The sequence below is a fragment of the Thermoanaerobaculia bacterium genome, assembly GCA_035717485.1.
GTDB lineage: Bacteria > Acidobacteriota > Thermoanaerobaculia > UBA5066 > DATFVB01 > DATFVB01.
This window is the reverse complement of record DASTIQ010000080.1, coordinates 1-4,262: the sequence shown is the minus strand read 5'-3', so window position 1 is coordinate 4,262 and position 4,262 is coordinate 1. Positions and strand designations below refer to the sequence as shown.

Below are 4,262 nucleotides of genomic sequence, written 5' to 3'. Positions count from 1 at the left end.
CTGGAAGTCGCGGCCGCGGAGGGGACCGACGTCTGGCGCCCCGCGAAGGTCGTCTCGTTCGAGCTGGAAGGAGAAGCGGGCAATCGCCTGAAGATCGAGCGCGCCCCGGGCGAGATCGTCGAGGTCTCCGCGAAGTGGATCGTGGACGCGTCGGGACGGCAGGCGCTCCTCGCGCGTAAGCGCGGCGGCCTGACGCCGATCGATTCGCATCCGATCTCCGCCATCTGGGTCCGGTATCGCGGCGTGAAGGACCTCGACGGCGTCGAGGTCTCCGGGACGGATCCCGCCGACCCGTTCTCGCGAGCCGTGCTGACGTCCCGCCGCCTCGCGACGAACCACTTCACCGGCTGGGGTTACTGGATCTGGTTCATCCCGCTGAAGGGAGGCGAGACGTCCGTCGGACTCGTGTGGGACAAGCGTTTCGTCGATCCCGCCGGCAGCTCGGCGCTCGAGAAGCTCGAAAGTTTTCTCGCCGGCAATCCGCTCACACGCGAGCTCCTCGAACACGCCGAACCCGTCGAGGGAGATTGCCGCTACTACGCGCATCTCCCCTACTTCGTCGACCGTTTCATCGGGGCGGGATGGGCCTGCGTCGGCGACGCCGGGGGATTCCTCGATCCGTTCTACTCCCCGGGCCTCGACCAGATGGCGTTCTCCGTCCACATGCGCGTGAACATGATCCTGAAAGCGCTGGGCGGAGCCGATTCCCGGGAGATGGCGAAGGAGTACGGCGAGCACAACCGGCGCTACGCGCGCTTCTTTCGCTACTTCTACGAATCGATTTACCGGGACAAGTACATGGTGATGGGCGACTACGACACGATGACGACGGCGTTCCTGCTCGACACGGGGCTCTACTACGCGGTCGCGATCATGCCGGTCTACCAGCACTCGCACGAGCGGCTCGGCGTTCCGCCGTTCTACGAAGACGGGGCGTGGATCGGCTTCTACCCGATCCGGTTCTACAACCGGCGCCTGGCCGCGATCGCGCGGCGCAAGAAGATGCTCGGAACGTACGGCAACCACAACGCCGGAAGACGCCCGGCGTTCGTCGGTTATTCCGTGCGCTCTTCGAGCTTCGTGATGATCGCCCACGGCCTCCTGCGATGGGCGAAGGCGGAGATCGCGCACGCGTGGAGCTTCATCGTGCCGCCGACGTCGCGGACCCGGCGCGAGCGGGCGATGGAGCGCGAGGAGAGCGCCTCGTCGACCTCCTGAAAAGAGGCCGGGGATGAAGCGCCGCCGTTTCGCCCTTCGATCGCGGTAGAGTTTTCACGGGGGGCGCGGGCGGGCCCCCCGGAATCGAGGCGAATCATGAAACGGAAAATCGGCTCCGTGATCTCCGGCGCGCTCCTTCTCTCGCTCGTCCTCGCCAACGCGCGATCGGAGGCGGCAGAGGCGGGGAGCGCGGTCTTCGGGCAGACGCCCAGGACGCTCCCGGGAGAGATCGAGAAATATTCGTGGCCGCGGCGCGACCTGCGCGTGACGGTGGCCGGCACGCCCGTCGCGCCGGCGCTGGCCCTGGGCTCGTGGGCGGCGTTCAAGGCCGCCGGAACCGGCACGATGACGATGGGCGATCTCGTCCTCCTCGAATCGGAGGTCAACCCGGTCGTCCGCGAGCTCCAGGCCGGCGGGTTCGAGGTGCTCGCGATCCACAACCACCTCCTCGGAGAGTCGCCGCATCTGCTCTACGTGCATTTCATGGGGCACGGCGAGAGAGCGGCGCTCGGACACACGCTGGAGAGCGCGCTCTCCCGGACGAAGACGCCGAAGGAGTCGGCCGCCTCCGCCGCCCCCGCGCCGGAGCAGACGAAGATCCTCGACGCTTTCCAGGAGGCGATCGGCCGCAAGGGAACGATGGCGGGCGCCGTCCTGCAGATCGGCGTGCCGCGGTCGGATCCGATCATTGACGGCGGGATGGAGATCCCCCCGGCGATGGGAATGGCCGAATCGATCAACGCCGAAACCGTCGGGGAACGGATCGCGACGACCGGGGACTTCGTGCTCGTCGCCGACGAGGTGAATCCGGTGATCGGCGAGCTCCAGTCGCACGGCATCGAAGTCACCGCGCTCCATTCGCACATGCTCCGGGAGACGCCGCGCCTTTTCTTCATGCATTTCTGGGGAGTCGGAACGCCGGAGAGGATCGGAGCGGGACTCAAGGCGGCGCTCGCGAAGGTCGCGGTGAAATGACCCGTTGATCGGGAACGAGCGTTCCGCTTGAAGAACGGTCCGTCCACGGACTCGGCTCCGGGATAGTCGCGATGGCGGCCGGAGCCGGGCATCGGGACGGGCCCTCCGCGGCGGAAGGCCCCACCCTCCGGGGGATGGTCCTTTATTTCCTGCGGCTCGGATCCCTCGGCTTCGGCGGCCCGGTCGCCCTCGCGAACGCGATGCGGCGAGATCTCGTCGAGCGAACGCGGTGGCTCTCCGAGCGGGAATACGACGACGGGCTCGCGATCGCCGCGGCATGTCCCGGGCCGCTCGCGTACCAGCTCGCGGTCTACTGCGGCTACGTCCGGTTCGGGGCGTTCGGCGGGATCGCGGTGGCGGTCGCCTTCGCGCTGACGCCCTTCGTTCTCGTCGTCGGAGTCGCCTGGGCGTACACGCGGTTCGCCGCGAACTGGCAGCTTCGCGCGCTCTTCTACGGCATCGGCCCCGTCGTCGTCGCGCTCATCCTGAAAGCGTGCTGGAATCTCGGCCGGAGGACCCTCCGAAGGGATCGCCGCGCGTGGCTCTTCTTCGGAGTCGCCTGCGCCGTCACGGTGATCGTCCAGAAAGAGCTGGCGCCGCTGTTTCTCGTTGCCGGAATTCTGGGCATCTTTCTTTTCCCGCGGCCCGCGGAGGAAACGCGGGCCCTTCCCGCTCCGGATTCGCCCGTCCGCGGAAAGAAGGTCCCGCTGCTGCTGGGGGCGGCGGCGACCACCGGGGGCGGCATGACGGCGAAGCTCTTCCTGTTCTTCTTCAAGACGGGACTCCTCGTGTTCGGGAGCGGGCTGGTGATCGTTCCCTTCCTGAAGACGTACGTGGTCGATCAGTATCACTGGCTCGGCAATCGGGAGTTCCTCGATTCGGTCGCGATCGGCATGATGTCGCCGGGACCGGTCGTCATCACCGCGACGTTCGTCGGATTTCTCCTGAACGGTCTGGCCGGCGCCGTGGCGGCGACGATCGGCATGTTTTCGCCCGCCGTCCTCTTCACGGTTCTCGCGACGCCGCTGCTGCTCCGGTATCGGGACAATCGGCGCCTTCGCGGCTTCATCCGCGGCGTGACGGTCGCCGTCGTGGGGGTTCTGGTCGGCACGACCTGGCTCGTGGGCCGGAGCGCGATCGGCGACGCCCCGACGCTCGCGATCGCCCTCGCCGCGCTGGGCGTGCTCTTCCGCTGGAAGAAGGTCCCCGAGCCGCTGGTCGTTCTCGCCGGCGGGCTCGTCGGTCTCGCGGTGTTTCGCCTGATCGACCCGTCCTGGGTCCTTCGTTAGCGCTCCGACGGCTCGCCTGCGACACGTTGGCCGGTGCCGGCGAGGCCTGAGCGCCCCTCCTTCCGTCATTCCGCCCTTCTCCGGCACCGCCGTTGCTCCTCACTCTTCCGAAGGGAGGTCCCATGACCCATCGAATCCTGAAATCCATTCTGCCCGCCGCGGTCGCGGCGGCGATCAGCATTCCGGCGGCCGGACAGATTCCCATCCCCCCGCTTCCGCACATGGAAATCCACATCGCGCATTCCGCGCCGCCGCGGGCGCGCGTCGAGTATCGGAGCGAGAGGCCCGGCGACGGCTACGTGTGGGTGAAAGGCTTCTGGAACTGGGACGGCGACCAGTGGGTGTGGATCCCGGGCCGCTGGGAACGGCCGGCGAGCGTCGACGTGACGTGGGTCGACCCCCACTACTACCGGGAGAACGACGGCTGGCGTTACGAGCCGGGCCACTGGTCCAACGAGCGCGTCGTCGAGGGGCGCGATTACCGGGAGTGGGACGCGAAGCATCACCATCGCCATGACCGCGACCGGGATCGCGATCACGACCGCGACGACGACCACGATCGCCGATAGTTCCGTCGACACGAAATCATCGACCCAGGCGCCCCCGCAATCCCGCGGGGGCGTTTTCATTTTCGGGCGCGGCGATGCATCGAGCCGGGCGGGCGTGTGCCGCGCGCCGCGCCCTCGCCGTACGCGATTTGGTACGACTCGGGACGTGGCGGGCGACCCCCATCCCCCCGGGCTCGCGCCTCACCGCGCCTCATCGTCTTCCCTCGGTGGT

4 protein-coding genes are annotated in these 4,262 nt (G+C 68.0%); all 4 read left to right on the top strand.

Annotated elements, in window-relative coordinates; translation table 11 throughout:
• On the top strand, positions 1-1,218 hold a 1,218-nt coding region (locus VFS34_04230), incomplete at its 5' end, for a tryptophan 7-halogenase (GenBank protein HET9793649.1).
• A 96-nt stretch (positions 1,219-1,314) separates the two neighbouring features.
• Complete coding sequence (locus VFS34_04225; GenBank protein HET9793648.1) at positions 1,315-2,193, top strand: DUF1259 domain-containing protein; 879 nt, start codon at positions 1,315-1,317, stop codon at positions 2,191-2,193.
• A gap of 71 nt (positions 2,194-2,264) precedes the next feature.
• Entirely contained in the window at positions 2,265-3,482 is a 1,218-nt protein-coding gene (gene chrA / locus VFS34_04220) for a chromate efflux transporter (protein HET9793647.1), read from the top strand.
• A gap of 122 nt (positions 3,483-3,604) precedes the next feature.
• A complete protein-coding gene (locus VFS34_04215; GenBank protein ID HET9793646.1) occupies positions 3,605-4,051 on the top strand; it encodes a YXWGXW repeat-containing protein in 447 nt (148 codons plus the stop codon).
• Positions 4,052-4,262 lie beyond the last annotated feature (211 nt).

What these genes read in the sequence shown, in the direction of transcription:
- VFS34_04215 (HET9793646.1), top strand. Translation starts at nt 3,605, where the DNA reads ATGACCCATCGAATCCTGAAATCCATTCTGCCCGCCGCGGTCGCGGCG.
- chrA (HET9793647.1), top strand. Translation starts at nt 2,265, where the DNA reads ATGGCGGCCGGAGCCGGGCATCGGGACGGGCCCTCCGCGGCGGAAGGC.
- VFS34_04225 (HET9793648.1), top strand. Translation starts at nt 1,315, where the DNA reads ATGAAACGGAAAATCGGCTCCGTGATCTCCGGCGCGCTCCTTCTCTCG.